Raw genomic sequence first — 24,888 nt, forward strand, 5'->3', positions numbered from 1 at the left:
CTAGCGGCGCTTGCCGACGATCCGGGCGATTTCGGCCTGCACCAGGCGTTCGACCATGGCGGGCAGGTTGGCCTCGAGCCACTCGGCCAGCATCGGGCGCAGCAATTCGCGGGTGAGCCCTTCGAGCGAGGTTTCGCCCTGGCGCACGATCTGCGGGCGCGCGCCCGGCTCGGCCAGCATGGCGAGCGCGGCGAGGTTCTCCTGCATCGCGCCCACCACCGGCTCGGCGATCAGCGGGGCTTCCTCACCCTCGGCGAGCGGCATGGCCGGCACATCATGGCCCGCCTCCTCCTCCCCGGCATATTCCATGTCGGCAAGATCGAGCACTTCCTCGGCATCCTCCACGCGGTGCGGACGCGCCAGCGGCGCCGCCTCGCGCGCGACCTCCTCGGCCTGCAGCGCGCGCCGCCGCCGCGCCTCGAGCGCGCCGGCGCGGTTGTCGCGTGCGATCACCTTCTTGATCGATTCGAGGATTTCCTCGACCGAGGGTTCACTGTGCTGCGCCATGATCTGCCCCACCTGCCTGCACCTGCCCGCGACAAGGCCCTGTCCCGAATCGGGAAAGCCTATTCGCCGGGGGCGAGTTGCGGGCCGATCATTGCGTCGGGGGCAGGAATGTCAACGGTGCTGGTCGATTTCGCCGCGGGCCTGGGATCGCGGTCCCAGTCCCACAGCTTGCTGCTCACCCGCCGGGCGTTGACTTCGGGATCGTAGAGCACCCCGCCATCGAGGTTGAGATCGCGCGCCTCGGCCCGGCCCATCAGCGCCAGCAGCGAGAAGCCCGCGACATAGGCGTTGCGCCGCGCGGTCACCAGCTGCACCCGGGCCTGGAGCAGTTCCTGCTCGGCATTGAGCACGTCGAGCACGGTGCGGTTGCCGATCGAGTTTTCCGCGCGCACCCCTTCGAGGCTGAGCTCGGCCGCCTCGACCGCGGCCTGGGCGCTCTTGATCACCTGATTGGCGGCTTGCCAGTTGGCGAAGGTCGAGCGGGTCTCGGCAATCACCTGGCGTTCGGCAGCGATCACGTCCTCGAGCGCGGCGCTCTCGCGCGCCCCGGCCTGGCGCTGGCGCGCCGCGGGCAGCCCGCCCTGAAACAGCGGGATGGTGAGCCGCACCCCGGCGTTGGCAGTGGTTTCGCGCTGGACGAACTGCGCCGCCACCGGCCCGCCGAGCGTGCCGAAGAAGTCGCTGTATTGCCCGTTCACGAACACGCCCAGCGTCGGCAGGCGTCCCGCGCCGGCAACCTTGGTGTCGAACCCGGCGGCTTCGGCGCGCAGGCGCGCGGCCTCGAGATTGGGGTTGTTTGCGAGCGCCGCGGCGATGGCCTCTTCGAGCGTATCGGGCAGGCCGGGAAGCGGCGGCGGCGCCTCGAGCGCGCTCGCCGGGCGACCGACGAGGCGGATATAGGTCTCACGCGCGGCGATGAGATTGGCCTCGGCCTGCTTGAGGTCGCCCTCGGCCACGGCGAGGCGCGCGCGCGACTGGGCGACATCGGTGATGGTGAGGTCGCCGATCTGGAAGCGGTCGCCGGTTGCCTCGAGATTGGTTTTCAGCACCGCGACATTGTTGGCCGCGAGCATCGTCAGCGCCTCGGTGCGCAGCACGTCCATATAGGCGGCGACCACCTGGCTGAACACCACGCTTTCGGTGTTGCGCAGATCGGCCTGCCCGGCCTCGACCCGCTCCTTGGCGGCGGCAATGGCGTTGCGCACCGCGCCGCCCGAATAGATCGGCACCAGCGCCTGGGCCTGCACCCCGAGGTTGCGCTCGGGCGCGGTGAAGGCGTTGGCCGACTGGCGCAGAAACTCGGTGTGGGTGGCGGTGAGATTGAGCGAGGGCAGGCCCGGCGCCCGGGCAATCGGCACGCCCTCGTCGATCGCGCGCTGGTTGGCGCGGGCGGCCTCGAGCGTGGGATTGGTGCCATAGGCATTCGCCAGCGCCTCGCGCAGCGTCTCACCCGCCGCCGGGCCAGCGCCGAGCGCGAGCGCGAGCACCAAAGCGCCCGGCGCCGCGACCCGCGCAAGGGAAGCGCTCGGCCGCCTCACGCGAAGGTCCAGCCCCGAGGCGCGTCGAAGGCGTGGAGCACCGGGATGCCGAGATCCTCGATCGGCTGGAGGCTCACCTGCCCGCCGATCTTGCGCCCCGATGCGAGGCGGGTGACGCCGCGCAGCACCAGCCCGGTGACGATCCTCCCGCCCTCGGCGAGCGCCGCAGCAAGCCCGTCGGGCAGGCGCTCGATCGCCCCGTCGATGAGGATGAGATCGTGGCTCCCCGCCACCGTGCCCTTGGCGGCTTCATCGGCGGGGATTTCGGCAAGGCTGCCGACCAGCGGGGCGACGAGCGCGGCAAGGTAGCCGGTGCCCCCGCTCACCACCAGCGCCGCATCCTTCGAGGTGGGCGCGGCTTCGCTGAGGAGCTTGCCATAAAACAGCGGCGCGGCCAGCACCCGGCCCTCGCCCAGCGCAATCGCGCGGTCGATATAGGCGAGCGCGGCCTTGTCTGCAGGCAGGAACTCCTCGCGCGGCACCGCCAGCATCCGCGCCAGCACATATTCCTCGTTGACCCCGCTGGTGCGCAGCTGGCTGTCAACCATGGCGCGCCGCGCGGTGGCAAAATCGGGCAGGGTGATGGTCATGGTCTCGATCATGTCTCCGGCTCGGCTGTATTATGTGCGCAATACAGCCCGTCAAGCCCTCCTTAAACCCGCCGCGGCGCGCTTCCAAGCGCTTTGCGGCCCCGTGCCGTGGCCGCCCGGCGGGCAATTTCGCCCTTTGACCTTGGCGGCGGCGAGTGCTTAGGGGAGCGCGGCGACAAGCGCTGCGGTATTCGACTTAGCGAGGGATGGGTTCGATGAGCGACATGATGCGCGAGGATGGGGCGGTGCGGATCGAGACCGATTCGCTGGGTGAGGTGGCGGTGCCGGCGCATGTCCACTGGGGCGCGCAGACCCAGCGTTCGATCATCAATTTTCCGATCGGCGGCGAGAAGATGCCCCCCGCCCTGATCCGCGCGCTGGGGGTGCAAAAGCTCGCCGCGGCGCGCGCCAACATGAAGCTCGGCGTGCTCGATCCCGCGCTCGGCGAGGCGATCGTCACCGCCGCGCGCGAGGTGATCGACGGGACGCTGGCTGACCAGTTCCCGCTGGTGGTGTGGCAGACCGGCAGCGGCACCCAGACCAACATGAACGCCAACGAGGTGATCGCCAGCCGCGCCAACGAGATCCTCACCGGCAAGCGCGGGGGCAAGAGCCCGGTTCACCCCAACGACCATTGCAACATGGGCCAGTCCTCGAACGACACCTTCCCCACGGCGATGCACATTGCCGCGGCCTGCGAGGTGATCGATCACCTGCTGCCGGCCTTGAGGAAGCTCCACGGCGCGCTCGAGGCCAAGGCCGAGGAGTTTGCGCCGATCGTCAAGATCGGGCGCACCCACCTCCAGGATGCCACCCCGATGACGCTGGGGCAGGAATTCTCGGGCTATGCCGCGCAGGTCGGCTACGGGATCAAGCGGATCGAGGCGGCGCTGCCGCGCGTGCTCGAGCTGGCGCAGGGCGGCACCGCGGTGGGCACCGGGATCAACGCCAAGGTGGGCTTCGATGTCGCCTTTGCCGCCGAGGTCGCGGCCGAGACCGGGCATGCCTTCGTCACCGCGCCCAACAAGTTCGAGGCGCTGGCCGCGCATGATGCCATGGTCGAGCTGTCAGGGGCATTGAACGTGCTTGCCGTCAGCCTGATGAAGATCGCCAACGACATCCGCCTGCTGGCCTCCGGTCCGCGCTCGGGCCTGGGCGAGCTGATCCTGCCCGCCAACGAGCCCGGCTCCTCGATCATGCCGGGCAAGGTCAATCCCACCCAGTGCGAGGCGATGACCATGGTCTGCGCCCAGGTGATGGGCAACCACGTGGCGGTGAGCGTGGCCGGATCGCACGGGCACCTCGAGCTCAACGTGTTCAAGCCGGTGATCATCTACAACGTGCTGCAATCGATCCGGCTGATCGGCGATGCCGCCCATGCCTTCACCGACAATTGCGTGGTCGGGATCGTGGCCAACACCGCCCGCATCACCCAGCTGTTGAACGAAAGCCTGATGCTGGTCACCGCGCTCAATCCGCATATCGGCTATGACAATGCGGCGAAGATCGCCAAGAAGGCCCATGCCGAGGGCACCACGCTCAAGGCCGCGGCGCTGGCGCTCGGGCTGCTCACCGAGGAGCAGTTCGATGCCTGGGTGGTGCCGTCCGAGATGATCCGCCCGCGCGATTGAGGCGCGCGCAGGATTGGGCCGCGGTTTTTTGGGGGGCGCCTCGCTGAACAGGCGTTCAGCTTTCGACCAAGGCGCAACCGCGCCCGACCACCGGCGCCGCCCGCCATGGCGCAGCGCCGGGCGCGGCGCTATCTGGCAGGGCCAGAATGATGGCTGATTCCCTACCTGCGCCCGGCCCCGGCGAAAGCGCGCCGCGCGTGCCGCTGCGCGCCGTGCTGTTCTCGATGGTGGTGCTGTGGGCCACCTATTTCCTCCTCACCACGGTGCGCAGCCTGGTGATGGACATCGGCTTCCAGTTCGAGCTGGCCTGGCGGCGGCTGGTGGTGACCGCCATCGGCATCGCGCTGACGCTGGTCCTGTGGCTGCTCTTGCGCCTGTTCGACAACCGCGCGCTGTGGATCAAGATTTCCGCCGCGATCGTGCTCGCGCTTCCTGTCGCCCTCGCGATCGGCCAGGTCAATTACTGGGTGTTCAAGGATATGTCCCCGGCGATCGAACGCGCCTATGGGGAAAAGCTCAATCTCAACCTGCGCCGCGATGAGAGCGGCAACCTGCTCGTCGATGTGCCGCTGCAGGGGCCGGGGGGCACGGCGGCGGGCACGCAATCGGTGATCATCGAGCCGGCCGAGACGCTGGGGGATTTCTGGCGCAAGCTGCTCGATGTCGCGCTTGGGCGCTATTTCCTCCTGCTTGCCTGGGCCTCGACCTATTTTGCCCTGCTCGCCGGGGTGCAGGCGCGCGCGGCGCAGCGCCGCGAGGAGCAGTTCCGCTCTGCCGCCAAGGCCGCCGAGCTGCGCTCCTTGCGCTATCAGGTCAACCCGCATTTCCTGTTCAACACCCTGAATTCGCTCTCGGCCCTGGTGATGACCGGCAAGACCGAGGCGGCCGAGACGATGATCCAGACGATCAGCCGCTTCTATCGCCATTCGCTCGCCGCCGAGCCCACCGCCGATGTCGCGCTGCGCGACGAATTCGATCTGCAAAGGCTGTATCTCGAGATCGAGGCGGTGCGCTTTCCCACCCGTCTCAGGGCCGTGTTCGATCTGCCCCAGGGGCTGGAGGATGCGCGCCTGCCGGGGATGATCCTGCAGCCGCTCGTGGAAAACTCGGTCAAGTACGCGGTCTCGCCGGTCTCGCGCCCGGTGACGATCACGCTCGCGGCGCGCGAGGAGTTCGATCGGCTGGTGATCACCGTCAGCGATGATGGCCCGGGCGTGCCGCAGGGCGCGCAGCACGGCTTCGGCATCGGCCTTGCCAATGTGCGCGACCGGCTCGAGGCGCGCTTAGGCCCCGATATCGGCTTTGCCTCCGGCCCGGTGCCGGGCGGCTATCGCAGCGAGATCCGCATTCCCCTATCCCGGATGAGTGGCCCCCATGCCTGAAGCCATGCCCGAAACAAGCCATGCCTGAGACCAGCGAGACCCAGCCCCAGGTGCTGCGCACCCTGATCGTCGATGACGAGCCGCTCGCGGTCGAGCGGGTGCAGGTGATCTGTGCCGAGATCCCCAGCGTTGCCGTGGTCGGCACCGCGAGCGACGGGGCCGCGGCGCTGCGCCTGGCTGAAAAGCTCCAGCCCGATCTGGTGCTGCTCGACATGACCATGCCCGAGCTTGACGGCCTTGGCGTGGCGCGCCGATTTGCCGAGCAGGAAGCCGCCCCGGTGGTGATCTTCGTCACCGCGCATGATCACTTCGCGGTCGAGGCCTTCGATCTTGAAGCGGTGGACTATGTCTTGAAGCCGGTCTCGGCCGATCGGCTCGCCCGGGCGATCACCCGCGCGCTCGCCCGCCGCGGGCAGCGCCGGCCGCGCCAGGGCCGCTATCTCGAGGAACTGTGGGTGCCGCACCGCTCGGAGCTGTTGCGGATCGCGGTGAGCGAGGTGCTGCGCATCGATGCCGAGCGCGATTATGTGCGCCTGCATGTCGGCACCGGGCCGGCGGCGCGAAGCTATCTGCTGCTCCAGACCATCGCCGGGCTCGAGGCGCGGCTCGATCCCGAACAGTTCATCCGCATCCACCGCTCCACCATTCTCAGGCGCGATCACATCCGCGGCCTCAGGCACGATGGCCTCGGGGTGTGGTCGGCCGAGCTGGTGAGCGGCGAGGCGCTGCGCATCGGGCGCACCTACCTCGCGCGGGTCAAGGCGATGGCGGGGCGCTGACGCGCGCGGCCCGCCTCTATCGGGCCTGCGCCTCGGGAACAAAAAGACGGCCCGAACCCCAGGGACTGGAAGGGTTCGGGCCGTGGCAGCTGCGCGCAGCCTTTCGGGGGAGGTGCGCGCAGGATCGGGAGGGGGCGCAGGTCAGCCGCCCCGCTGGTCGGCACGCACCAGCGCGGCAACCTGCTGGCGGGCCTCGGCGCGGGCCTTGGCAAGGCAGGTCTTGACTTCCTGCGAGAGGATCCGCGAGCCGGTCGTCAGGCTGGTCACGCGGCCCACCTGGCGCACCGCCTTTTCCACCCGCTGATCGAGTGCGCGCTGGCCCGCCGGCGTGGCAAGGTTGAGGTCATCGGCGCTGACGGTCACGCGCATCTGTTCCATCTGGCCAGCCTGGGCGGGGGTGAAGGCGGCCGCGGCAAGGCCGGCGGCGGCAACCGCATGGGTCATCAGTTTCGCAAGGGGTTTCATGGGCTTGTCCTTTCCTCTGCAGCGGCGCCGGGACCAGTCGGGGGCCGGTCGCGGGGGGCTTTCGGCGCCGCTGCTGAACCCTTGATAGCCGCCCCGCCGCGCCGGCGCAGCCGCGCCTCGACCAAAGCGGCGGCGCACCTCGACCGGCGTGGGGGCGGGATGACGAAGCGCGCGCACCGGGCGATGAAGCGCGGTTTCCAATCGACCGGCGCCGCACCATATTGGTAGGCATGGGCTGGGCGACATTTGCGATCTTCGTGCTGGGCATCGCCAATTTCGCGATGGGCAAGGCGGTGTTTGAAAGCGGCCACCCGCTGTTTGCGCGCCTGCCCCGGTCGAGCCAGCTTTTGAGCCGCCGCGCCTCCTTCTTCACCGAATTCGTGGTGCTGTGCCTTGCCCTGGCGCTTTCGGTCGAGGGCTGGCCGGGCTTTGTTTTTGCCTATGCCGGCTACACGGCATTGAATGCGCTTGCCACCTGGCTTGTGCTCACCGGCAGGCTATAGGCGGGCGCGATGACCACCCGCCTGTTCCATATCAGCGATGTGCATTTCGGGGTCGAGGACAAGGCCGCGCTCGATGCGGTGGCGCGCGCGGTGGCCGATGAGCGGCCCGATGCCGTGGTGTGCACCGGCGATCTCACCCAGCGCGCCAAGCATTCCGAATATGCCGCGGCGGCGCGCTGGCTGGCGGGGCTCGGGGTGCCGGTGGTGCTCGAGCCGGGCAATCACGATCTGCCCTATTACAACCTGTGGGAACGCTTTGCCGATCCCTTCCGCCGCTATCGCCGGCTGCGCGCGGCGGTTCCGGGGGACTTTGCCTCGCCAGATGTGGTGCTGGTGCCGCTGCGCACCACGGTGCGCGCCCAACCGCGCTTTCCCTGGTCTGACGGGGTGGTGCGCCCCGCCGCGCTGCGCCAGACCCTCGCGGCGCTGGCGGGCTTGCGCGACGATCCGCGCACCCGCATCGTGATCGCGCATCACCCGCTGCTCGGACCCCCGGGCCAGCGCCGCAACCCCACCATCGGCGGTGACGCGGCCTTTGTCGCGCTCGCCGCGGCCGGAGCTCATGCGGTGATCTCGGGCCATGTCCACGTGCCCTTCGATCAGCTGCGCAGCCATGGCGGGCAGAGCCTGCGGATGATCGGCACCGGCACGCTTTCCACCCGCCTGCGCCGCGGCGTGCCGCCTTGCTATCGGGTGATCACCTGCGCGCCCGGGGGGGAAATCAGCACCGAAATCCGCAGCCTGCCGGGCGCGGCGCGGTAATCTTGCGGGGGCGGGCCTTAACCCTTTTTCGAGGTTTGGCATTAAGGAATTGTTGATGGAATCACGGCGCCGGTGGGGGTGGCGGCGCGCTGGCCCTGCGCCCCGGCCCGGCCCCCGCGGCGGAAAAAGGCAAGCGAGCGAGGACAGGGTGATGGATTTCATCAAGGCGGCGAGTTTCGGCGCGGTGCTCTCGGCGATCATCGCGCTGGTGATCGGTTCGCAGGGCACCAGCGCCGGGCCACTGGCGATCCACACGGTGGCGCTGGCCGAGACCAGGTTCTACTGGTCCTGGCCGATCTTCTTCTCCGGCAGCGGTCTCGCCTGGGGGATCATGCTGCTGCAACGCTGAGCCGCAAGAGCGTTGCCCAAAGGGAAAGGGCGGCTCCCGCCTGGGGAGCCGCCCTTTCTCGTTGCCGCCCGCAAGGGGGCGCCGGGGCTTAGCGCTTCGAGAACTGGAAGCTGCGGCGGGCCTTGGCCTTGCCGTACTTCTTGCGCTCGACCACGCGGCTGTCACGGGTGAGGAAGCCGGCCGCCTTGACCACGGGGCGCAGCTCAGGCTCGTACTTGGTCAGCGCCTGGGCGATCCCGTGCTTGACCGCGCCGGCCTGGCCCGAAAGCCCGCCGCCGCGCACCGTGGCGATCACGTCATACTGCCCGGCACGATCGGTGATGGTGAAGGGCTGGTTGATGACGAGGCGCAGCGTCGGCCGGGCGAAATAGACTTCCTGATCGCGCCCGTTGATGGTGATCTTGCCGGTGCCGGGCTTGACCCACACTCGCGCCACCGCATCCTTGCGGCGGCCGGTGGCATAGGAACGGCCCTGGGCATCGACTTCGCGCGCGCGCAGCGGGGCGGTGGTGCGGGCGATTTCGGCGGCATCGCCCTGCGGCACGGCGCCGGCAATGTCCTTGAGATCGGCCAGATCGGTGACGGTGGTGGTTTCAGCGGTCATTACGCGGTGACCTTGTTCTTGCGGTTAAGGGAAGCAACGTCGAGCACCTGGGGCTGCTGCCCGGCGTGGGGATGCTCGCTGCCGGCATAAAGGTGCAGCGCCTTCATCTGCTTGCGGCCAAGCGGCCCGCGCGGGATCATCCGCTCCACCGCCTTTTCCAGCACCCGCTCGGGGAAGCGCCCGCCCAGCACCTTGGCCGGGGTGGTCTCCTTGATCCCGCCGGGGTGGCCGGTGTGCTTGTAATAGACCTTCTCGCCCATCTTGTTGCCGGTGAACTTCACCTTCTCGACATTGATGACGATCACGTGATCGCCGCAATCGACGTGCGGGGTGTAGCTCGGCTTGTGCTTGCCGCGCAGGATGTTGGCGATGATCGCGGCGAGGCGGCCGACGACGAGGCCATCGGCATCGATGATGTGCCAGTTCTTCTCGACCTCGGCCGGCTTGATCGACCGGGTCTGCTTGCTGAGCGCCTTCATGGCATGTGTCCTTGCTTCTTCAAGAGGCTTGGCATGGGGCCTTGCGAGGGGCCCCTGCCGCCCGCTGGCCCCGCGCCCCGCCGGATTCGCCCCGGCACGGGCAGGCCGCGGAAAGTGCGGGGCCAATGTCGCCGAGCTTGGCGAAAGTCAAGCAAAAGCGCGGTTTCGCCGTAGGGTAAAATAATACCGCAAGGGCGCTTCGGCCCCTGGCGGCAAGAGATCGCCCATCCGCCACAGCTCCTCGCGGCGGCGTTCCTGCGCGCCGATGCGGGTGGTGATCACGCGCTCGGCCCGGCTGAGCCAGGGGGCATCGGGCTGCGGCGCGGCGCGGTATTCCACGGTGAAGCTGCCGATCAGCCCGTCGGGCAGGGTGAGCGTCTCGCGCACCACACTCGGGACCCCGGTGGGAAAGAACAGATCGCGCGGCAGCTGTTCAAACAGATCAGCCCCGACGGCATCGAGCCGGGCGAGATAGGCGCGCTGGAGCGCCCGCTGATCGGCCGGCCCCGGCCCGCGCGCGATCAGTTCCTCGGCTGCGCCAAGCGCCGCGGTGACCGCCTCGCTCACCCCTTGCGCATCGGCGACCGGCAGGATCGCGCCATCGGCATCGAGCATCAGCGGGAATAGCCCGGTCTCGGTGCGCTGCTGCTCGATCCGGGCGAGCGCGGCAAGCTGGGGCGGGGCATTGACCTCGGCAAAGAGCTGGCGCCCGCTCACCGCGATCCCGCGGCCCTGGGGCGCAAACCACACCTCCCAGCCGCGCCGCACGCTGAGGGCGCTGTGCCCGCCGACCACGTGGGAGAGCACCCGCTCGAGCCGCTGCGGGCGCTGCGGCAGGCTGAGCGGCGACGCCCCGCCCGTCGCCGCGCTGCGCCCCGCCGCGCCTGCTGCAAGCCCGGCGCCGAGGAGCGCGATGAGGCGGCGCCGGGTGATCGCAGTGCTCGCCATCCTCGCATCCCCTCACACAGGCGCCGGCGTCTTCCCGCCCCGTTGCTCAGCCCTACGCCGCGTCCGGTGGCGCGCCGGGCAGCGGCGCGGCGCAGCTTGCCGCAAGCCAGGCCAGCGTGGCCGGATGGGCAGCCGCTGCCTCCCAGCCGATGATCGCGGGCGTATCATAGGGGTGGAGTGCGCCCAAACGGTTGACGAGTTCGGTCAAGCATTCCTTGCGCGTCTTCAGCAATACCCCGGCCTCGCTGGAGCTGTCGCGCGCGCCCTGCCAGGTGAAGTGCGATTCGATCGTACCGATGATGTTGGCGCAGGCGATCAGCCCCTCGTCGAGCAGAAGCGCCACCGCCGCACGGGCGCTTTCGGCATCGGGAAAGGGGCACCAGACCAGCGCCGCGCCGTTCATTGTCGCTGTGCCCGCACAAGCGCATCGGCGTGGAGCGCCCACGCGGTGGTGGCCACCGTCAGCGCGCCGAACAGCTGGTGGGCCGCGGCGATCCACAGCGACACCTCGCTCATCACCGTGGCAATGCCGAGCAGCACCATGGTGCCAAAGGCGCTGTGCACCGCGATGCTGGCAAAGCGGTCATGCCGGCGCACCCGTCGTGCCAGCCACACCAGCGCCGCCACCGCCACCCACGCCCACCAGCGGTGCAGGAATTGCAGCAGGAAGGGATCGTTGGTGAGCGTCCACAGGGCGCCGCGCGACCAGTCGATCTCGGGCACGAGGCGCCCGTTCATCAGCGGCCAGTCATAGGCGGCGTGCCCGGCATTGAGCCCGGCGACAAAGGCCCCTAGCAGCAGCTGCACCATGAGCACCGCGGCGATCAGCAGCCCGGCAGGGGTGGGCAGCGCCGGGCGCGCGGCCGCATCGGCGGCAAGGCGTCTGAGATCGCGCGCCGTCCAGATGAGGCCGCCGAGCAGGAACAGCGCGGTCAGGAGATGCGCGGCCAGGCGAAAATGGCTGACATCGGTAAGCTCGCTCGCGCCCACGCCCGAGGAGACCATGAACCAGCCGAGCGCCCCCTGCCCGCAGATCAGTGCAAACAGCGCCGCGAGCCGCCAGCCATAGCCCGCCGGGATCGCCCGGCGCAGCGCGAACACCGCAAAGGGCACAAGGAAGGCCAGCCCGATCACCCGGCCAAGGATGCGGTGGAACCATTCCCAGAAGAAGATGAACTTGAAGGCGGCCAGATCCATCCCCGCCGGCCCGGCTTCATAGCGGAACTCGGCGGTCGCCTGATATTTGGCGAATTCGGCCTGCCAGGCCGCTTCGCTCAGCGGCGGGAGGATGCCGCTCACCACGTTCCACTCGGTGATCGAAAGCCCGCTTTCGGTGAGCCGGGTGATCCCGCCGACCAGCACGATCAGCACCACCAGCCCCGCCACCAGCTCGAGCCAGCGCGCCAACGCCAGCGGCCGGGCGCGGGTGGAGGGCGGGGCGGCGATCGGGTGCGGGGCGGGGGCGGCGGTGCTGGCCATGGCGGCTCTTTGTGCCGGGCGCGCCGCCAGCGCAAGCCCGTTTGGCGCAAGCACCCATGCGGGACGCGCACCCAATCGAGAAGCTGGGGCACGGGCGCGGCGCCAAGAAAGGCGCCATCGCCGCTTGCGCAATGTGACAACATTACATATGTGCAAGGGCGAGATGTGCCTTCCCGGATTTCCCTTCGCGACTCGCAGCGTCCTGCGCCGCCGCCTCGATCAGGTGGGGCTTGGCCTTGCCGGGCTGTGCGCGCTGCACTGCATCGCCACGCTGGTGCTGGTCTCGGCGCTGGGGCTGGGCGGGCATTTCCTGATGGACGAGCAGATCCACCGTATCGGCCTTGTCCTCGCGCTCGGGGTGGCCGCGCTGGCGCTGGGCTGGGGGCTGCGGCGCCACCGGCGGCGCCTGCCCTTCGTGGTCGCGCTGGCGGGCCTGGCGCTGATGGCCGGCGCGTTGATGGTGCCGCATGGCCCGCGCGAATTCGCGCTCACGCTCGCCGGGGTGGGGATCGTCGGCGCGGCGCATTGGCTCAACCTGCGCGCGGGCCGCTGAGGGGCCACGCGCCGCCTCGTCAAAACGCGCGCTTGCAGGCCGGGCGCAAGGCCCTATGTCTCGCGCCATGATCAAGTCCTTCACTCTCAACGGCGCGCCGCACCGCTCGGCCGCTGCCACGCTTGCCGAGCTGGTGCGCGAACTCGAACTTGCGCCGGAAAAGGTGGCGGTGGAACGCAACGGCGAAATCGTGCCGCGCTCGACCCTTGGGCATGCGCCGCTGGCCGAGGGCGACAAGCTCGAGATCGTCCATTTCGTCGGCGGTGGGGATCATGCCGCCCCGGCCGAGGATTGCTGGAGCGTCGCGGGGCGCAGCTTCCGCAGCCGGCTGATCGTGGGGACGGGCAAATACAAGAGCTTTGAACAGAACGCCGCCGCGGTCGAGGCAAGCGGGGCGGAAATCGTCACCGTGGCAGTGCGCCGGGTCAACATCTCCGATCCCAAGGCGCCGATGCTCACCGATTACATCGATCCCAGGAAGATCACCTATCTGCCCAACACCGCCGGGTGCTTCACCGCCGAGGAGGCGATTCGCACCCTGCGTCTCGCGCGCGAGGCGGGGGGATGGGATCTCGTCAAGCTCGAGGTGCTGGGCGAGGCGCGCACACTCTATCCCGATATGCGCGAAACCCTGCGCGCCACCGAGGTGCTGGCCAAGGAGGGCTTCCTACCGATGGTCTATTGCGTCGATGACCCCATCGCCGCGCGCCAGCTGGAGGAGGCCGGGGCGGTGGCGATCATGCCGCTGGGCGCCCCGATCGGCTCAGGCCTTGGCATCCAGAACCGCGTCACCATCCGCCTGATCGTCGAGGGCGCGAAGGTGCCGGTGCTGGTCGATGCCGGGGTGGGCACGGCCTCGGACGCGGCGGTGGCGATGGAACTGGGCTGCGACGGGGTGCTGATGAACACCGCCATCGCCGAGGCCAAGGATCCGGTGCGCATGGCCCGGGCGATGAAGCTCGCGGTGGAGGCCGGGCGCGAGGCCTATCTTGCCGGGCGCATGGGCCGGCGGATGTATGCCGATCCCAGCTCGCCGCTTGCGGGGCTTATTTGACCTAGCCGCAAGCGCCGGCGCGCGCATGCCGCCCGCCAGCCTATCGTCTCGACGCCAGCGGCGATTTTCATACCTAACCCTAAATTAACCATCTTGGGCGACGTTCTTCCGGCACGAAGGAGACGCGCCATGATGCTGCCGATTGCCGAGATGCGCGAATTTGCCGGCTTTGCCCCGGCCGAACAGCGCTACATCAAGCGCAGCCTCGATATCGGCCTGGCCCGCACCGATGCCTTCCGCCGCTGGGGCCGCAGCGAGGCCGAGAACATCGCCATCCGCCGCCAATATGTCGCCTATCAGGATCTGAAGACGCTGCGCGGCCTGATCCCGCAGGACAGCAGCGGCCAGGAGGTCGAGCGCTTCCTCGGCAAGCTCGTTCGCCTTGCCGCCTTCGATCTCGAGCAGGGGCGCCTTGCCAGCTTCTCGGCCTTCCGCTTCCTCTATGAACGCCTGCTCGGCGCCAGGGTGCGCCCTTTCCTGCCGGCGGCCTTCTGCGCCGCCAGCGCGCTGCCGCTGATCCCCCCGGCGCGGCGCAAGCTGTTGCTGCAATCGCTCTCCGAGGCGGCGGCCACCGCCCCCGGCTGGTCCGAGCGCGAGCCGGTGTTCTTCCCCGAATATGTGGACGACTTCGAGGCTGCCTAGCTGCTAGGATCGGGCGCATGGCTGTGCCCTATCACCCTCCGGTCAAGCGCTCGCTCACCATCGCGGGCCATGCCACCTCGATCAGCCTCGAGCCGCTGTTCTGGGAGATGCTGCGCGCCGCCGCGGCGCGCGAGGGGCTGGCCGTGGCCGCGCTGGTTGCCCGCATCGATGCCGAGCGGATCAAGGCCCCCACCCCGCCGGGCCTTGCCAGCGCCATCAGGGTATGGCTGGTCGCCAATCGCCCGGCCTAGTCAACCAACCGGCCTAGTCATCCACCCGGGCGATATCCGCGCCGACCAGCTGGAGCTTTTCCTCGAGCCGTTCATAGCCGCGATCGAGGTGGTAGAGGCGGCGCACCGTGGTCTCGCCCTCGGCGGCAAGCCCGGCGATCACCAGGCTCATCGAGGCCCTGAGGTCGGTGGCCATCACCTCGGCCCCGGTCAGCCTCTCCACGCCCTTGACCACCGCGGTGCGCCCTTCGGTGGTGATGTTGGCGCCCATGCGGCGCAATTCGGGCACGTGCATGAAGCGGTTCTCGAAGATCGTCTCCTTGAGCACGCTGGTGCCCTCGGCCCGGCACAGGAGCGCCATCAGCTGGGCCTGCATGTCGGTGGCAAGGCCGGGATAGGGGGCGGTGGTGAGGTCAACCGGTTTGAGCGCACCATTGGCCTCCACCGTCACCCCCTTGGCATCCCAATCGACATGGATGCCGATCGCCTGGAGCGCGTGGATGGTGGCCATCATGTCCTCGGCGCGCGCGCCCTCGAGCCGCACCGCGCCCCCGGTGATCGCCGCCGCGCAGGCATAGGAGCCGGCCTCGATCCGGTCGGGCATCACCCGGTAGGTCGCCCCGTGCAGGCGTTTGACGCCGTGGATGGTGAGGCTGGAGGTGCCGATCCCCTCGATCTCGGCCCCCATCGCCACGAGCAGATTGCACAGATCGACGATCTCGGGCTCGCGCGCGGCGTTGAACAGGCGGCTGGTGCCCTTGGCCAGCACCGCGGCCATCACCGCGTTCTCGGTCGCCCCCACGCTCACCACCGGAAAGTCGAAATCCCCGCCGGGCAGGCCGCCATCGGGCTGGTGCGCCTTGACATAGCCGGCCGCGAGCTCGATCCGCGCGCCGAAGGCCTCGAGCGCCTTCAAATGCAGGTCGATCGGGCGGTTGCCGATCGCGCAGCCGCCCGGCATCGACACCGTCGCCTCGCCGGCGCGCGCGAGCATCGGCCCGAGCACCAGGATCGAGGCGCGCATCCGCCGCACCAGATCATAGGGGGCGACCGTCGAAGTGATGCGCGGCGCCTCAAGGCTCATCACCCGCCCGAAATCCTCGGGCCGCGTGCCCTGGATCACGGTGGTGACGCCGAACTGGTTCATCAGGTGCTGGAAGCCATCAATATCGGCAAGCCGCGGCAGGTTGCGCAGCGTCAGCGGCTCCTCGGTCAGCAGCGCACAGGGGATGAGGGTGAGCGCGGCGTTCTTGGCGCCCGAAATCGGAATCGTGCCGGAAAGGCGCTTGCCGCCGTGAATGATGAGCTTGTCCATCCGCCCGCCTTAGCGAAAAGTGCCTCTGGCGCAACATCGCCGCATGTGCGCGCAACAATGGTTGACCACCTCGCTGCAGCGCGGCACGAGAGCCGGGCGCGGCCTCACCGCCGAGACAGTGTCACAACGGGGTTCCCATGTCCGCCACGCCGAGCCGTCCCAAACCGATCAGGAAAGCGGTCTTTCCCGTTGCCGGCCTTGGCACCCGGTTCCTGCCCGCCACCAAGGTGGTGCCCAAGGAACTGCTGCCGGTGGTCGATCGCCCGCTCATCCAATATGCCGTGGACGAGGCGCGCGAGGCGGGGATCGAGCAGATGATCTTCGTCACCGGGCGCGGCAAGACCGGGATCGTCGAGCATTTCGACATCGCCTTTGAACTCGAAAAGACCATGGCCGAGCGCGGCCGCGATACCTCGGTGCTCGATTGCACCCGCGCCGTGCCGGGCGATGTCATCGCGGTGCGCCAGCAGGTGCCGCTCGGCCTTGGCCATGCGATCTGGTGCGCCCGCGCGATCGTGGGGGACGAGCCCTTTGCCATCTTCCTGCCCGATGAGCTGATGGTGGCGCGCGCCGGCGGCAGCGGCTGCATGAAGCAGATGGTCGAGGCCTATGAAGAGGTCGGCGGCAATCTCGTGAGCGTGCTCGAGGTGCCGATCGAACAGGTCTCGAGCTATGGGGTGATCGCTCCGGGCGAGAGCCGCGGCAAGCTGACCGAGGTGCGCGGCCTCGTGGAAAAGCCCCCGGTGAGCGCGGCGCCCTCGAACAAGATCGTCTCGGGCCGCTATATCCTCCAGCCCGAGGTGATGGGCCTGCTCGCAGCGCAGGAACGCGGTGCCGGCGGGGAAATCCAGCTCACCGATGCCATGGCCAAGCTGATCGGCTCCCAGCCCTTCCACGCCCTCACCTTCGATGGCGCGCGCTATGATTGCGGCAGCAAGGTCGGCTTTGTCGAGGCGACACTGGCGATCGCCCTGTCGCGCCCCGACATGGGCGAGGCGGTGCGGGCCATGGCGCAGCGGCTGCTCGGCTAGGCCGGCGTCACTCTGATCGGCAGGGTCTTCAATCCGCCGACAAAGGTGCTGCTCGCGCGCTTGGCCTCGCCCGCCGGTTCCACCGCGGCGATGCGATCGAGGATCGCCTCGAACAGGATCCTCATCTCCAGCCGGGCCAGGTGGAGGCCGAGGCACTGGTGCGCCCCGGCGCCGAAGGCGAGGTGGCGGTTGGGCGAACGGGCGGCATCAAACCGGCGCGGATCGGCAAATTGTGCCGGATCGTGGTTGGCCGCGACATAGTTCAGCATCAGCCAGTCGCCCGCCTTGATCGCCTGCCCGCCGATCTCGCAATCCTCAGCGGCGGTGCGCATGAAGTGCTGCACCGGGGTGGTCCAGCGGATCGCTTCCTCGACAATGCCGGGCAGCAGGCTGCGATCGGCGCGCACGCGGGCATATTGTTCGGGATCATTCGCCAAGGCCTGCATCGCCCCAGCGGTGCTGGCCGAGGTGGTGTCATGCCCGGCGGTGGCGACGATGATGTAATAGCCCGCCATGTCGCGCGGCGGCAGCGGCTGGCCATCGACCATGGCATTGGCGATCACGCTCGCCACGTCATTGGTGGGGTGCTTGCGCCGATCCTCGGCAATCGCGGCGAAATAGTCCTCGAAGCTGCGCACCGCCCCGGCAACGATCTGCACCACCTGATCGGGGGTCATGTTCTCCATGCCGGTGCCCGAAAGGTCCTTGTCCTGCCCGCCGAACAATTGCTGGGTGAGCATCAGCATGCGCGGCTCATCCTCCGGCGGCACGCCGAGGATCTGCATCACCACCCGCAAGGGATAGGGGCCGGAGACCTCCTTGACGAAATCGACCTCGCCGCCCTTCTCGAGCATCTGTTCGACCATGCGCGCGGCCAGCGCCTTCAGCTCCGCCTCGAGCCGGGCAAGGCTGCGCGGCATGAACCATTCCTGCGTGAGCTTGCGATATTTGGGGTGGATCGGCGCATCGAACACCACCAGCGAATCGACCAGCATGTTCGATCCCGTGGCCGCGCGCGAGAAGGCGATCGCCTCGTTGAAGCTGAACACCACGGGGCGCGGATTGTTGAGGAAGCCGGCATTGTCCTTGGAGATGCGCATCACATCGTCGTAGCGGGTGACGAGCCAGAAGGGATCGAACAGGCCTTCCGTCTCCGGCGCCACCAGCGCCACCGGGGTTTGGGCGCGGATCTCATCGAAGGTGTCGAGCAGCCCGTGCCATTCGGCATAGGCATGGGGGTCGATCACCTGGCGGGCGATCGGCCCGGGCAGCACCGCCGGCCCGCTCACGCCGCCGCCCCGGCTTCGGCCTCGGCGCGCGCCTTGGCGGCATATTCATCGCGCAGCTCGCGCTTGTAGAGCTTGCCATTGGCCTCGCGCGGCAGGCTGGCGCGGAAATCGAACAGCTTGGGCATCTTGATCCTGGCAAGCTGCGGGGCGAGGAATTCGCGCAGCTCGGCCTCGAGCGCGGGGCCGGCATCGGCCATGTTGCGCGGTTGCACCACCGCCACCACCTTCTCGCCCAGATCGGGGCAGGGCGCGCCGATCACCGCGGCATCCATCACCTTGGGATGGGTGATGAGCAGGTTCTCGATTTCCTGCGGATAGATGTTGACGCCCCCGCTGATGATCATGTGGCTCTTGCGGTCGGTGAGGAACAGGAAGCCATCCTCATCCACATGGCCGATGTCGCCCAGCGTCATCCAGCCCTTGGGGTGCATTGCCTCGGCGGTCTTCTGCGGGTCGTTGTGATAGGTCGGCAATTGATCGTTCTCGAAGAAGATGAGCCCGTCCTCGCCCGGCGGCAATTCCTCGCCATCAGGGCCGCACACGTGCAGCTTGCCGTGCACCGCCACGCCCACCGTGCCGGGCTTCTTCAGCCATTGTTCGGACTTGACCAGCGTCATCCCGATCATTTCCGAGCCGGCGTAATATTCGTTCACGATCGGCCCCCACCATTCGATCATCGCCTGCTTGATCGGCACCGGACAGGGGGCAGCGGCGTGGATCGCGCGCTGGTGGCTGGAGAGGTCATATTTCGCCCGCACCTCCGGCTCGAGCCGCAGCAGGCGCACGAAGTGGGTCGGCACCCACTGGCTGTCGGTCACCTTGTAGCGCTCGATTGCTTTGAGCGCTTCTTCGGGATCGAACTTCTCCATCATCACCACCGTGCCGCCGAGGCGGTGAACCACCGAGCACCAGCCGATCGGTGCGGCGTGATAGAGCGGGGCGGGGGAGAGATAGACCATCGAGCCATCGGCCGGCATGCCCATGCCGAGCGTCGCCAGGCCGAGCAGCGGCACCGGCGCCTGGGGATCGGGATCGGCCGGCGGGGCCGGGCGGATGCCCTTGGGCCGGCCGGTGGTGCCCGAGGAATAGAGCATGAGCAGGCCCGCGCTCTGATCGGGGATCGGGGTCGTCGGCTGCGCGCCCAGCGCGGCGGCGAAATCTTCATCGCCCCCCGCATCCATCACCAGCACATCAAGCCCCGGGCATTCGGCGCGGATGCCCTCGAGCACCCCGGCAAAGGCGGTGCTGGTGATCAGCAGCTTCGCCTCGGAATCGCGGATGATATAGGCCGCCTCGGGCGCGGTGAGGCGCGAGGAGATCGGCACCATCATCGTGCCGGCGCGCTGCGAACCCCAGATCAGGGTGAAATATTCGATGCGGTTTTCGAGCAGCACCGCAAAGGCATCGCCCGGCCCGATCCCGCGGGCGCGCAGCAGATGGGCAAAGCGGTTCGATTCGGCGTCCATCTCGCCATAGGTGATCTGCTTGCCCGATCCGGTCATGATCACGGCGGGATGATCGGGGCGCTTCGCGGCGTGCGCGATCGGGTGCATCGACATGTTTCTCTCCCTTGCGGCCCCGCGCCAACACGGCCGGGCCTCACGTGGCTCTCCGGAAGAAAAATCTAGCGCCCGCGGGAACGCCCGCAAGGGAAAAGAGTATGTGATTTGCTACCCAAAAGGCGCGTCACCCCGGTGGCGGGGTAGCCAAGGCCGAAAGGCAAGAAAAAAGGCGGCGGGAAGACCCGCCGCCATGTTCGGACACCCTCTCCAATGTCCGGCCCGCATCCAGCGGGCAATCCTGCAAAATCCGGGCTGCCGATCCGGGCCGCCCTCCCGGCTTTCCTATTCGCCGCCCTGTCCGGTCAAACGGGCATCGCGGGCATAGGCAAGCTGGGCCTCGCTCTCCACCATATACGGAATCGGATTGACTGCAACCCCCTCGACACGAACTTCGTAATGAAGGTGCGGGCCGGTCGACCGCCCGGTCGAGCCGACATAGCCGATAAGGTCGCCCTTCTTGACGCTGTCCCCCGCGGCCACGGCAAGGCGCGAGAGGTGGGCATAGCGCGTCTCGAGCGCGGCCCCGTGGTTGATGCTGATGAACAGCCCGTAGCTCGAATACCAATCCGCCCGGCCGACGATCCCGTCTGCCGTGGCATAGACCGGGGTGCCGGTGGGGGCGGCAAGATCGATCCCCTGGTGGTGGCGGCGCCCGCCGAGCACCGGGTGGTTACGCATGCCGAAGCCGCTGGTGAGCTGCGCGCCCTCAAGCGGCATGCGCGAGGGCACCGAAATGCCGCGCTGCGGCAGCGGCGAGGAATAGGCAGGAACCGCCGCGCCGGCGGCAGGGCCGACCGGGGTGCCGAGCACCGGGGTGGTGCGCTCGATCGCGGTCCAGCTGGCAAAGAGCGACTTGAAGCGCGGATCGCCCGCCTCGGCGATCTCGCCCTGGGCCTCGCGCACCGGCTCGAGCACGTCGGCGCTGGCATTGGCGGCATTGGCACTGTTGGCTGAGGCCGGTGCGGCAGCGGCAAGGATGGCAGCTCCGCCGACCGAAGCGGCGAGCCTGAGCACGTGACGCACGAGAAAATTCATAGCCGACCCGGTTCCCATCGCGGCGCGCGCCGCAGGTGCATGTTCCCGGCACGTCTTGTGCGTGCCTGCGATGGGAGGGAGTTATCCGGGCGAGTCGTTAAGAGGCAATCGCCGCGTAAAAATCGCGCGACAAACCGGCTGCAAGACGGGCTGAGTCGTTGAACGGCGGCTTAACGGCACCGCGAAAATGCCGTTTCACCAAGCTTTGCCACAGGGATTCGGGCGCGGCCTGCGCCATTTCGGCACAGCGCAAAAAATGCTTGGTGCCGATCGCCACATGGCGGATTTCATCGTCAAGGATGCGATCGAGGATCTTTGCGCCATGGGCATCGCCGCTCGCCGCCACGCGCGCGCGGGTGGCGGGGGTGACATCGAGCCCGCGCGCCTCGAGCACCATCGGCACCACCGCCAGGCGCGCGGCGACATCGTGGCTGGTGGCCGCGGCCGCTTCCCACAATCCAGCGTGCACCGGCAGCGCGCCGTAATGGCTGCCGAGCGAATCCAGCTTGCGCGCCAGCAGGGCAAAATGCATCGCCTCGTCCGCAGCGACGCCGAGAAAATCGCTGACGAAGCCGCGCCCCATGGCTTCGCCGAAGCGCCCGGCCATGTCGAGCGCCAGGTCGATGGCGACGAATTCGATATGGGCGAGCGCATGCCACAGGGCGATGCGCGCGCGGGGCGAGCCGCCGCGCCCGCGCTTGGGCATCTGGCCCGGCGGCAGGAACACGAGGGTCTCGGGCCAGGCCGGCGCCGCGGGCATGGCGACATCGAATTCCCAGGCGAGTTCGCCGCGCCGCCAGGCGCGCACCAGCGCGCGGGTGGCAAGGCACTTGGCCCGCGGCTCATTCGTGAGCAGTGCGGCGCGGATGGCGCGGGCCAGGCTCGTCATCGCTGCAGCCTCAAAGCGCCTTGGCCGCCTCGAGCACCTCGGCGGCGTGACCGGCGACCTTGACCTTGTCCCAGATGCGCGCGATCCGCCCTGCGGCATCGATGAGGTAGGTGGCGCGCACCATGCCCATATAGGTCTTGCCGTACATCTGCTTTTCCGCCCACACCCCGAGCGCATCGGACAGGCCGCCCTCCTCGGCATCGCTGGCAAGCGGCACGGTAAGCCCGTGCTTGGCGATGAACCTGGCGTGCCTGGCGGGCGGATCCTTGCTTACCCCCAAAAGCTTGGTGCCGGCCGCCTCGAATGCGTCCTTGAGCGCGGAGAAATCCTTGTTCTCGGTGGTGCAGCCGGGCGTGTCATCCTTGGGATAGAAGAAGATCACCAGCTTGGAGCCACGGAAATCCGATGGCTTGATGCTGCCTCCATCCGGGGTCTGCATGGCAATATCGGGGATGGGATCGCCAACGCCGGGAAAGCTGCTCATTCGTTGTCCTCCTCAAGGGGCTTGTGATCGCCTGCCAGAATGTCCTGCCCGAAGATTTGTTTCCACACCCCGGCCACCACCTGGCGCGCCTCGGCAAAGGCGGCAATCAGCGCCGGATAGCTCGCATGCCCGCAGGCGCGCGCCAGCGCCCGCGCGCCCGAAGGGGGCGGTTCCTTGCCGTCGGGGGCGAGCAGGCGGGCGGCCACCAGCATCCGCGTCATCAGCCGGTGCGCTTCGCCGAGCGCATCGGGCACCAGCCCGGCCTTGGCGAGCGCGCCGAGCGCCACCTCGAGATCGGGCGCCATCGCCGCGGGCGCGGCCAGGCGCAGCGGGCGGCCATCGCCGGCCTCGCCCTTGAGCTGCAGATAGTGGGCGAGGAACTCGATATCGACCAGCCCGCCGCGCATCAGCTTGGCATCGATCGGCCCGCTGGGGTGCTTGTGCCGCGCCATCTCGGCGCGCATGGCGAGCACCGCGCTGCGCAGCGCCGCCTTGTCGCGCCGGGCGTGGAGCACCTCGTCCAGCACCGCGCCAAGCTCGGCGCGCGCGCCATCCGAGCCGAACAGCACCCGCGCGCGGGTGAGCGCCATGTGCTCCCAGGTCCAGGCGGCCTCGCGCTGATACTTGGCAAAGGCCGCGGTGCTCACCGCCAGCGGGCCCTGGTTGCCCTGCGGGCGCAGCCTTGTGTCGACCTCGTAGAGCGCCCCCTGCGCGGTCGGCACCGACAGCGCCGCGCTCACCCGGCTGGCAAGGCGGTTGTAATAGGTGGTCGCGCCCAAGGGCCGCTGGCCATCGGACTGGGCGGCAAAATCGCCGGTGAACAGATAGACGATGTCAAGGTCGGAGGCATGGGTGAGCGCCCCGCCCCCCAGCCGCCCGAGCCCGAGGATCACCAGCTCGCTGCCCGGCACGCGGCCATGGCGGGCGGCAAATTCGCCGATCGTCGCCGTGGCGGCCAGCTCCATCGCCGCCTCGGCGGTGCGCGAGAGCGCCCGGGCGATGGCGAGCGGATCGGCGAGGCCCTCGATCAGCTGGATGCCGAGGGCAAAGCGGATTTCCCCGGTGATCACCCGGATCGCATCGAGCAGCGCCTCGTAATCATCGCGCACCGCGGCGCCCTGCATCCGCACCATGATCGCCGCCTTGTCGCCCGGCAGCTTCAGCGCGTCGCGGTCGATCAGGGTGTCGAGCAGTTCGGGCTTGCGCGCCAGTTCGTCGGCCAGCACCGAGGCAAGCGTGAGCGCGGCGACCAGCCGCGAGAGCAGTTCGGGCCGGGCATCGAGCAGGCGGAAGGTGGTCACCAGGCTGCCGGCGCTTTCGATGATGCGCTGCCAGCGGGTGAGCGCGCGGGGCGGATCGTCGCTGCGCGCGATGGCTTCGATCAGCCGCGGGGCGAGCCGGTCCCAGGCGGCGATCGCCTGCGGGCTGCGGATCGCCGGATAGCGCCCGTCGCGCCAGCTTTCGATGCGTTCGGCAAGCGCCTCGGGCTCGCTCAGACCCCAGGCGGCAAGCTGCCGGGCGAGCGCGCTTGCCGGCAGGGGGCTGGCCGGCGCCGGGGCGGCCGCGCCCGTGCCGATCAGTTCCTCATAGAGGCGCGCGCTGCGGGCGGTGATCCGCGTCAATTCATCCACCAGCGCTCCACCATCGGCCAGCCCGTCGAGCCGCGCCACCTCGTCGAGCGCCGCGCTCTCGGGCAGGGTGTGGGTCTGGCGGTCGTGCACCATCTGCAGGCGGTGCTCGATCTGGCGCAGCCGGTCATAGGCCTCGCCGAGAATGCGCGCGGCCTCGGGCGCGATCCAGCCGCCCGCGGCAAGGGCATCGAGCCCGGCGCGGGTGCCGCGCACCCGCAGCGAGGCATCGCGCCCGCCGTGGATGAGCTGGTGGGTCTGGGCATAGAACTCGATCTCGCGGATGCCGCCGCGCCCGCGCTTGACATCAAAGCCGGGGCCGGGCGCGGCTGGCCCCTGATATTCGGAGCGGATGCGCTGGGTGAGCGCGCGAATTTCCTCGATCGCGCCGAAATCGAGCTGGCTGCGCCAGACGAAGGGGCGGATCTGGGCGAGGAAGGCCTCGCCCGCAGCGACATCCCCGGCGGCGGCGCGGGCGCGGGTGAAGGCCGCCCGCTCCCAGGCCAGGGCTTCGCCCTGGTAATGGGTGAGCGCGGTGCCGAGCGGCACGGCAAGCGGGCTGATCTCGCTTGCGGGCCTGAGCCTCAGGTCCACCCGCAGGGCATAGCCATCGGGCGTGTTTGCCGAAAGCAGCGCCACCACCCGCCGGGCATAGCGCTGCGCCGCCTCGCCCGGATCCTCGCCCGCGCGGCGCGCCAGCGTCTCGCGGTCATAGAGGAAGATGGGATCGATATCGGAGGAATAGTTGAGCTCGCCCGCCCCCTGCTTGCCCAGCGCCAGGGCGATGAAGCCGACAGGAGAATCCGCGCCGGTGCGCTCGGCAATCGCGGTGCGGATCGCCCGGTCGAGCGCGCGGTCGGCAAAGGCGGTGAGCTCGCCCACCACCCGCGCGAGCGGGAAGGCGCCGGCAAGATCGCCAATCGCCAGCGCCGTGGCGAGCGCCAGCCGCTCGCGCCGCAGGGCAACTTCGGTGTCGGGATGCTCGCCTTGCGCGCGCGCCCAGGCGAGCGCGGCCTCGCCCTCGCCCGCCGCGAGCAGGGCGGCAAGCGCCTCCTGCCGTTCGAGCGCGCGGGCAAGGAAAGGCGCATGCGCGCGGGCGCGGCGCAGCGCGCTGTCCCAATCGGGCGTGCCGGTCTCTCCCATCGCCGCCCTCTGTGGCG

At 69.1% G+C, this 24,888-nt stretch carries 27 protein-coding genes; 11 read left to right on the forward strand and 16 right to left on the reverse strand.

Annotated elements, in window-relative coordinates; all coding sequences use genetic code 11:
- Genes G524_RS0108145 through G524_RS0108155 form a run of 3 tightly spaced genes read right to left on the reverse strand, consistent with a single transcriptional unit; the run spans nt 1 to nt 2,647 of the window.
- On the reverse strand, nt 1–507 hold the full coding sequence (locus G524_RS0108145; protein ID WP_027443274.1) for a DUF2497 domain-containing protein: 507 nt from the start codon (nt 505–507) through the stop codon (nt 1–3).
- Nucleotides 508–566: 59 nt separating this feature from the next.
- Nucleotides 567–1,997: a TolC family outer membrane protein gene (locus G524_RS15330; RefSeq protein WP_036857639.1), complete on the reverse strand. Its 1,431-nt coding sequence runs from the start codon at nt 1,995–1,997 to the stop codon at nt 567–569.
- A gap of 44 nt (nt 1,998–2,041) precedes the next feature.
- Complete coding sequence (locus G524_RS0108155) at nt 2,042–2,647, reverse strand: protein-L-isoaspartate O-methyltransferase family protein (RefSeq protein ID WP_027443275.1); 606 nt, start codon at nt 2,645–2,647, stop codon at nt 2,042–2,044.
- A gap of 203 nt (nt 2,648–2,850) precedes the next feature.
- Here G524_RS0108155 and fumC point away from each other — a divergent pair, with 203 nt between their 5' ends.
- The 3 genes from fumC to G524_RS0108170 all read left to right on the forward strand — a co-directional run bounded on the left by fumC (nt 2,851) and on the right by G524_RS0108170 (nt 6,427).
- Nucleotides 2,851–4,266, forward strand: a complete 1,416-nt coding sequence (fumC, locus tag G524_RS0108160) for a class II fumarate hydratase (RefSeq protein WP_051221002.1) — start codon at nt 2,851–2,853, stop codon at nt 4,264–4,266.
- Between the two features lie 146 nt (nt 4,267–4,412).
- The gene (locus tag G524_RS0108165; RefSeq protein ID WP_027443277.1) at nt 4,413–5,648 is read left to right on the forward strand and encodes a sensor histidine kinase; all 1,236 of its coding nucleotides are present in this window, start codon (nt 4,413–4,415) and stop codon (nt 5,646–5,648) included.
- 20 nt (nt 5,649–5,668) lie between these two features.
- The gene (locus G524_RS0108170; protein WP_027443278.1) at nt 5,669–6,427 is read left to right on the forward strand and encodes a LytR/AlgR family response regulator transcription factor; all 759 of its coding nucleotides are present in this window, start codon (nt 5,669–5,671) and stop codon (nt 6,425–6,427) included.
- Nucleotides 6,428–6,568: 141 nt separating this feature from the next.
- Here G524_RS0108170 and G524_RS16990 read toward each other — a convergent pair whose 3' ends face one another.
- Entirely contained in the window at nt 6,569–6,892 is a 324-nt protein-coding gene (locus tag G524_RS16990; protein WP_169447837.1) for a UrcA family protein, read from the reverse strand.
- Between the two features lie 230 nt (nt 6,893–7,122).
- Here G524_RS16990 and G524_RS0108180 point away from each other — a divergent pair, with 230 nt between their 5' ends.
- The 3 genes from G524_RS0108180 to G524_RS0108190 all read left to right on the forward strand — a co-directional run bounded on the left by G524_RS0108180 (nt 7,123) and on the right by G524_RS0108190 (nt 8,506).
- On the forward strand, nt 7,123–7,395 hold the full coding sequence (locus G524_RS0108180) for a hypothetical protein (RefSeq protein ID WP_036857640.1): 273 nt from the start codon (nt 7,123–7,125) through the stop codon (nt 7,393–7,395).
- A 9-nt stretch (nt 7,396–7,404) separates the two neighbouring features.
- Nucleotides 7,405–8,157 carry a metallophosphoesterase family protein gene (locus G524_RS0108185; RefSeq protein ID WP_036857641.1) on the forward strand — a complete coding sequence of 251 codons (753 nt, stop codon included), beginning with the start codon at nt 7,405–7,407 and terminating at the stop codon, nt 8,155–8,157.
- A 151-nt stretch (nt 8,158–8,308) separates the two neighbouring features.
- A complete protein-coding gene (locus tag G524_RS0108190) occupies nt 8,309–8,506 on the forward strand; it encodes a hypothetical protein (protein WP_027443282.1) in 198 nt (65 codons plus the stop codon).
- Between the two features lie 88 nt (nt 8,507–8,594).
- On the opposite strand, the gene rpsI is transcribed toward G524_RS0108190, so the two are convergent.
- The 5 genes from rpsI to G524_RS0108215 form a co-directional block, all read right to left on the reverse strand.
- The gene (gene rpsI / locus G524_RS15335) at nt 8,595–9,110 is read right to left on the reverse strand and encodes a 30S ribosomal protein S9 (RefSeq protein WP_036857642.1); all 516 of its coding nucleotides are present in this window, start codon (nt 9,108–9,110) and stop codon (nt 8,595–8,597) included.
- Nucleotides 9,110–9,589 (reverse strand): 50S ribosomal protein L13, encoded by a 480-nt coding sequence (gene rplM / locus G524_RS0108200; RefSeq protein ID WP_036857643.1) that lies wholly within the window; start codon nt 9,587–9,589, stop codon nt 9,110–9,112. The genes rpsI and rplM overlap by 1 nt, the downstream gene beginning before the upstream one ends.
- 147 nt (nt 9,590–9,736) lie before the next feature.
- Entirely contained in the window at nt 9,737–10,537 is an 801-nt protein-coding gene (locus G524_RS0108205) for a hypothetical protein (protein ID WP_027443285.1), read from the reverse strand.
- A gap of 52 nt (nt 10,538–10,589) precedes the next feature.
- Nucleotides 10,590–10,940, reverse strand: coding sequence for a divalent-cation tolerance protein CutA (cutA, locus tag G524_RS15340; RefSeq protein ID WP_051220992.1), 351 nt, complete (start codon nt 10,938–10,940; stop codon nt 10,590–10,592).
- A complete protein-coding gene (locus tag G524_RS0108215; RefSeq protein WP_036857644.1) occupies nt 10,937–12,016 on the reverse strand; it encodes a COX15/CtaA family protein in 1,080 nt (359 codons plus the stop codon). The genes cutA and G524_RS0108215 overlap by 4 nt, the downstream gene beginning before the upstream one ends.
- Nucleotides 12,017–12,179: 163 nt before the next feature.
- Between G524_RS0108215 and G524_RS0108220 the strand changes: the two genes are divergently transcribed.
- The 4 genes from G524_RS0108220 to G524_RS0108235 all read left to right on the forward strand — a co-directional run bounded on the left by G524_RS0108220 (nt 12,180) and on the right by G524_RS0108235 (nt 14,516).
- The gene (locus G524_RS0108220) at nt 12,180–12,569 is read left to right on the forward strand and encodes a MerC domain-containing protein (protein ID WP_027443287.1); all 390 of its coding nucleotides are present in this window, start codon (nt 12,180–12,182) and stop codon (nt 12,567–12,569) included.
- A 67-nt stretch (nt 12,570–12,636) separates the two neighbouring features.
- Nucleotides 12,637–13,623: a sulfur carrier protein ThiS gene (gene thiS, locus G524_RS0108225; protein ID WP_051220993.1), complete on the forward strand. Its 987-nt coding sequence runs from the start codon at nt 12,637–12,639 to the stop codon at nt 13,621–13,623.
- Between the two features lie 129 nt (nt 13,624–13,752).
- A complete protein-coding gene (locus tag G524_RS0108230; protein ID WP_036857645.1) occupies nt 13,753–14,265 on the forward strand; it encodes a hypothetical protein in 513 nt (170 codons plus the stop codon).
- Nucleotides 14,266–14,282: 17 nt separating this feature from the next.
- Nucleotides 14,283–14,516 carry a ribbon-helix-helix domain-containing protein gene (locus tag G524_RS0108235; protein WP_027443290.1) on the forward strand — a complete coding sequence of 78 codons (234 nt, stop codon included), beginning with the start codon at nt 14,283–14,285 and terminating at the stop codon, nt 14,514–14,516.
- Nucleotides 14,517–14,529: 13 nt separating this feature from the next.
- Here G524_RS0108235 and murA read toward each other — a convergent pair whose 3' ends face one another.
- Entirely contained in the window at nt 14,530–15,810 is a 1,281-nt protein-coding gene (gene murA, locus G524_RS0108240; protein WP_027443291.1) for a UDP-N-acetylglucosamine 1-carboxyvinyltransferase, read from the reverse strand.
- A 137-nt stretch (nt 15,811–15,947) separates the two neighbouring features.
- Here murA and G524_RS0108245 point away from each other — a divergent pair, with 137 nt between their 5' ends.
- A complete protein-coding gene (locus G524_RS0108245; RefSeq protein ID WP_027443292.1) occupies nt 15,948–16,841 on the forward strand; it encodes a UTP--glucose-1-phosphate uridylyltransferase in 894 nt (297 codons plus the stop codon).
- On the opposite strand, the gene G524_RS0108250 is transcribed toward G524_RS0108245, so the two are convergent.
- The 6 genes from G524_RS0108250 to glnE all read right to left on the reverse strand — a co-directional run bounded on the left by G524_RS0108250 (nt 16,838) and on the right by glnE (nt 24,871).
- Complete coding sequence (locus tag G524_RS0108250; RefSeq protein WP_027443293.1) at nt 16,838–18,130, reverse strand: cytochrome P450; 1,293 nt, start codon at nt 18,128–18,130, stop codon at nt 16,838–16,840. The two genes, G524_RS0108245 and G524_RS0108250, sit on opposite strands and share 4 nt — an antisense overlap.
- On the reverse strand, nt 18,127–19,689 hold the full coding sequence (locus tag G524_RS0108255; protein WP_036857646.1) for an acyl-CoA synthetase: 1,563 nt from the start codon (nt 19,687–19,689) through the stop codon (nt 18,127–18,129). The genes G524_RS0108250 and G524_RS0108255 overlap by 4 nt, the downstream gene beginning before the upstream one ends.
- A 285-nt stretch (nt 19,690–19,974) precedes the next feature.
- On the reverse strand, nt 19,975–20,727 hold the full coding sequence (locus G524_RS0108260; RefSeq protein ID WP_027443295.1) for a M23 family metallopeptidase: 753 nt from the start codon (nt 20,725–20,727) through the stop codon (nt 19,975–19,977).
- Between the two features lie 97 nt (nt 20,728–20,824).
- Nucleotides 20,825–21,616, reverse strand: a complete 792-nt coding sequence (locus tag G524_RS0108265; protein ID WP_027443296.1) for a ferritin-like domain-containing protein — start codon at nt 21,614–21,616, stop codon at nt 20,825–20,827.
- 10 nt (nt 21,617–21,626) lie between these two features.
- Nucleotides 21,627–22,100 (reverse strand): peroxiredoxin, encoded by a 474-nt coding sequence (locus tag G524_RS0108270; protein ID WP_027443297.1) that lies wholly within the window; start codon nt 22,098–22,100, stop codon nt 21,627–21,629.
- On the reverse strand, nt 22,097–24,871 hold the full coding sequence (gene glnE, locus G524_RS0108275) for a bifunctional [glutamate--ammonia ligase]-adenylyl-L-tyrosine phosphorylase/[glutamate--ammonia-ligase] adenylyltransferase (RefSeq protein ID WP_027443298.1): 2,775 nt from the start codon (nt 24,869–24,871) through the stop codon (nt 22,097–22,099). Before glnE ends, G524_RS0108270 begins: the two co-directional genes overlap by 4 nt.
- Between the last annotated feature and the right edge of the window lie 17 nt (nt 24,872–24,888).

The organism is Erythrobacter cryptus DSM 12079 (genome assembly GCF_000422985.1).
Taxonomy (GTDB): Bacteria; Pseudomonadota; Alphaproteobacteria; order Sphingomonadales; family Sphingomonadaceae; genus Erythrobacter; species Erythrobacter cryptus.

What these genes read in the sequence shown, in the direction of transcription:
- rpsI (WP_036857642.1), bottom strand. Translation starts at nt 9,110, where the DNA reads ATGACCGCTGAAACCACCACCGTCACCGATCTGGCCGATCTCAAGGAC.
- cutA (WP_051220992.1), bottom strand. Translation starts at nt 10,940, where the DNA reads ATGAACGGCGCGGCGCTGGTCTGGTGCCCCTTTCCCGATGCCGAAAGC.
- G524_RS0108220 (WP_027443287.1), top strand. Translation starts at nt 12,180, where the DNA reads ATGTGCCTTCCCGGATTTCCCTTCGCGACTCGCAGCGTCCTGCGCCGC.
- G524_RS0108165 (WP_027443277.1), top strand. Translation starts at nt 4,413, where the DNA reads ATGATGGCTGATTCCCTACCTGCGCCCGGCCCCGGCGAAAGCGCGCCG.
- glnE (WP_027443298.1), bottom strand. Translation starts at nt 24,871, where the DNA reads ATGGGAGAGACCGGCACGCCCGATTGGGACAGCGCGCTGCGCCGCGCC.
- G524_RS0108255 (WP_036857646.1), bottom strand. Translation starts at nt 19,689, where the DNA reads ATGTCGATGCACCCGATCGCGCACGCCGCGAAGCGCCCCGATCATCCC.
- rplM (WP_036857643.1), bottom strand. Translation starts at nt 9,589, where the DNA reads ATGAAGGCGCTCAGCAAGCAGACCCGGTCGATCAAGCCGGCCGAGGTC.
- G524_RS0108235 (WP_027443290.1), top strand. Translation starts at nt 14,283, where the DNA reads ATGGCTGTGCCCTATCACCCTCCGGTCAAGCGCTCGCTCACCATCGCG.
- G524_RS0108190 (WP_027443282.1), top strand. Translation starts at nt 8,309, where the DNA reads ATGGATTTCATCAAGGCGGCGAGTTTCGGCGCGGTGCTCTCGGCGATC.
- G524_RS0108205 (WP_027443285.1), bottom strand. Translation starts at nt 10,537, where the DNA reads ATGGCGAGCACTGCGATCACCCGGCGCCGCCTCATCGCGCTCCTCGGC.
- G524_RS0108270 (WP_027443297.1), bottom strand. Translation starts at nt 22,100, where the DNA reads ATGAGCAGCTTTCCCGGCGTTGGCGATCCCATCCCCGATATTGCCATG.
- thiS (WP_051220993.1), top strand. Translation starts at nt 12,637, where the DNA reads ATGATCAAGTCCTTCACTCTCAACGGCGCGCCGCACCGCTCGGCCGCT.
- G524_RS0108245 (WP_027443292.1), top strand. Translation starts at nt 15,948, where the DNA reads ATGTCCGCCACGCCGAGCCGTCCCAAACCGATCAGGAAAGCGGTCTTT.
- G524_RS0108155 (WP_027443275.1), bottom strand. Translation starts at nt 2,647, where the DNA reads ATGATCGAGACCATGACCATCACCCTGCCCGATTTTGCCACCGCGCGG.
- G524_RS0108180 (WP_036857640.1), top strand. Translation starts at nt 7,123, where the DNA reads ATGGGCTGGGCGACATTTGCGATCTTCGTGCTGGGCATCGCCAATTTC.
- G524_RS0108215 (WP_036857644.1), bottom strand. Translation starts at nt 12,016, where the DNA reads ATGGCCAGCACCGCCGCCCCCGCCCCGCACCCGATCGCCGCCCCGCCC.
- G524_RS0108265 (WP_027443296.1), bottom strand. Translation starts at nt 21,616, where the DNA reads ATGACGAGCCTGGCCCGCGCCATCCGCGCCGCACTGCTCACGAATGAG.
- G524_RS0108230 (WP_036857645.1), top strand. Translation starts at nt 13,753, where the DNA reads ATGATGCTGCCGATTGCCGAGATGCGCGAATTTGCCGGCTTTGCCCCG.
- G524_RS0108170 (WP_027443278.1), top strand. Translation starts at nt 5,669, where the DNA reads ATGCCTGAGACCAGCGAGACCCAGCCCCAGGTGCTGCGCACCCTGATC.
- G524_RS16990 (WP_169447837.1), bottom strand. Translation starts at nt 6,892, where the DNA reads ATGAAACCCCTTGCGAAACTGATGACCCATGCGGTTGCCGCCGCCGGC.
- murA (WP_027443291.1), bottom strand. Translation starts at nt 15,810, where the DNA reads ATGGACAAGCTCATCATTCACGGCGGCAAGCGCCTTTCCGGCACGATT.
- G524_RS0108185 (WP_036857641.1), top strand. Translation starts at nt 7,405, where the DNA reads ATGACCACCCGCCTGTTCCATATCAGCGATGTGCATTTCGGGGTCGAG.
- fumC (WP_051221002.1), top strand. Translation starts at nt 2,851, where the DNA reads ATGAGCGACATGATGCGCGAGGATGGGGCGGTGCGGATCGAGACCGAT.
- G524_RS0108260 (WP_027443295.1), bottom strand. Translation starts at nt 20,727, where the DNA reads ATGAATTTTCTCGTGCGTCACGTGCTCAGGCTCGCCGCTTCGGTCGGC.
- G524_RS0108145 (WP_027443274.1), bottom strand. Translation starts at nt 507, where the DNA reads ATGGCGCAGCACAGTGAACCCTCGGTCGAGGAAATCCTCGAATCGATC.